Genomic DNA, 2,611 nt, shown 5'->3' with positions numbered 1-2,611 from the left:
GCCGGGTAGACCCGCCGGTCGGCCAGTCTACGGTCGAGGCGTAGCTCCATGTTGCCGGTCCCCTTGAACTCCTCGAAGATCACCTCGTCCATCTTCGAACCGGTCTCCACAAGAGCCGTTCCGATGATGGTGAGGCTTCCACCCTCTTCGATGTTGCGGGCTGCTCCGAAGAACCGCTTGGGTGGGTAGAGGGCGGTGGAATCGACCCCGCCCGAGAGAATGCGCCCGGAAGCCGGCGTAGCCAGGTTGTGCGCCCGGGCGAGCCGCGTGATGGAGTCCAGCAGGATCACCACGTCGGTGCCCATCTCCACCATCCGCTTGGCCCGCTCTATGGCCAGTTCCGAAACCTGGGTGTGCTCCTCGGCGGGCCGGTCGAACGTCGAGTAGATGACCTCGCCCTTCACGGAGCGTTGCATGTCCGTGACCTCTTCGGGCCGCTCGTCGACCAGCACCACCATGAGGTAGCACTCGGGGTTGTTGGCCGAGATCGCCTGTGCTATCTCCTTCAGGACGGTGGTCTTACCCGCCTTCGGTGGCGAGACGACCAGGCCCCGCTGGCCCTTACCGATCGGAGCGATCAGATCGATGATGCGGGTGAGCGTGCTCCGGGATCCCCCGGGCACCTCCAGCCGTAGCCTGACATCGGGGAAGAGCGGGGTGAGATTGGCGAACTTCGGACGCGCGCGTGCCTCCTGCGGCGACATTCCGTTGCTCTTCTCGATCCGGGCGAGAGCCGGGAACTTTTCCTGGCTTCGCGGCGCCCGTACCGGGCCGCTCAGCACATCGCCCTTGCGGAGGGCGAACTTGCGGATCTGTCCGGCTGAAACGTATACGTCCTGCTCGCTCGGAAGGTATCCCGAACACCGGAGGAACCCGTACCCCTCGGGAAGGATGTCCAGAGCCCCCTCACGGACCTCGGCCGGACCGCTCGAGCCAGACCGATCGGCGGGCCCTCGCCCTCGACCGCGCCTTCCGCTCGGGCCGCCCTTCTGCGGCCCACGTTGACCGCGACCGCGCGGTGCGCCCCCACCAGCACCCCGCCGCCCGGAACGATCCCGGCCCGACGGCGAGCCGGACTCACCACCCTGGGCCTCGGACCCGGATGCGGCGCTTCCGTTCTCCTCCACGCGGCTGTCACGGACGGTCGCATCAGGCAGTTCGACCTGTGGCGCCTCGTCAGCCACCTCAAAGCCGTCCGCTCCCATGATCGCGTCGATGAGCTTCGCCTTCTGGAGGCCATCGACTTCTACGCCGACCGCCGAGGCGATGGTGCGCAGATCCTTGATGTTCTTAGTCTGTAGCTCTGATCGGGTGGCCATTCTGGTTCCTCCGTAAAGTGCTCGCCCGACCAAGGTCGGGGGCGCCTCAATGCCGACAATTCCAACTCCGGGTGGACCGCTCGGGATCTCCGCACCGGTACTCGCCGGTCCTTTAACCGGACCGGAAAGACTCTGGATCTGGATCGACCGGCGAGGCCTCTACGGCCCCGGCCGCAAATCTCGGGAGACCGCCACGGCCCTAGGCGGGAACACCGGAACAGGTACAAATGCTCCTGTGGCGGGATATGGTCGCCCGGCAACTAGGCGGGCGGTACCCGGATGTTAACACACGGGGATGGTGCGGCGAGTCAGGAGCCAGTGGGCCGTGGCGGGGACCAGGAGACGAGACGCCGGAAGCCGGATGCCGGCTCCGGCTAACCGGCGGGCAGGCTCTCGCAGACCACCCCGTCCCCGTCCCGGTCCAGCCGGGCCACATCCCCGTAGTGGGGGAAAAAGGTATCGAACCATTCCTGGGCTTGGACCTGCGTCGAGAAATCGGAACAATTCTTGGTATCGCCCGGATCGGACGGGACCTCGGTCCCGCCCCCCGGAGTATCCAGGGTCGGCGTATCGAGGGTCGGCGTATCGAGGGTCGGCGTATCGAGGGTCGGCGTGTCCAAGACCGGGAAAGCCAGCACGGGAGTCCGGATATGGAGGGTGGAGCCTGAGCACTTCCCGGCCAGCAACCGTTGCAGGAAATCCGATTCCTCGTGATCCATGGTCAGGTCCCACCTCGCCTTGACAGCTATCCAAGCGGCCGCGTACGGGCATGTGAAGTCCTCGTTCGGAGGCATCCACCTTGCCGGGTCGGAGGCGCCTTTCGCCCGGTTGGACCGGGCGGTCACGGCCAGCAGCGCACCCTCGTCGTTGGCGAACTCCTCCCGCCGACCCGGCTCCCAACTGTGCGCGCCCGAATCCCAGGCTTCCGCCAGCGGAACCAGATGATCGATGTCCAGCGATGACGGGCCTTCCACCCACTCCCCGTCGTAGTGCGAGTACCAGAGGCCCGAGACGACCCAGCAGGTGCGGTCCGGATCGAGTGTCGATTGAACCCGCGAGTCGCGGATGAGCACCTCCCGGCGGGTATCGCATCCGTCGCCGTCCAAGTCGTTCCAGTGAGAGAAGTGCTCGCGGTCGTAGCCTGAACGCTGTTCGGGCGCTACCCGCAGTTCAGCCAGCACGTCGGCGGCAAGGCGTAACGGTCCCGTGTCGGCAGCCGCCTCCCCCATGGCTTCAGTAGTAGTAGTGGGAGAAGCCTCCTCAACAACCACCTCCACGACCTCAGCAGTAGC

Annotated in this window: 2 protein-coding genes; both read right to left on the bottom strand. The window is 66.1% G+C overall.

From position 1 onward, the window contains the following. On the bottom strand, positions 1 to 1,319 hold a 1,319-nt coding region (gene rho / locus OXK16_07850; GenBank protein ID MDE0375857.1), incomplete at its 3' end, for a transcription termination factor Rho. 374 nt (positions 1,320 to 1,693) lie between these two features. Further along, positions 1,694 to 2,611, bottom strand: a 918-nt coding sequence (locus OXK16_07845) for a DUF1524 domain-containing protein (GenBank protein ID MDE0375856.1), incomplete at its 5' end; no start/stop codon positions are given.

This window comes from bacterium, assembly GCA_028821235.1.
Classification (GTDB): domain Bacteria; phylum Actinomycetota; class Acidimicrobiia; order Spongiisociales; family Spongiisociaceae; genus Spongiisocius.
Note: the sequence above shows the minus strand (reverse complement) of the source record. Positions and strands in the feature narration are given on the sequence as shown.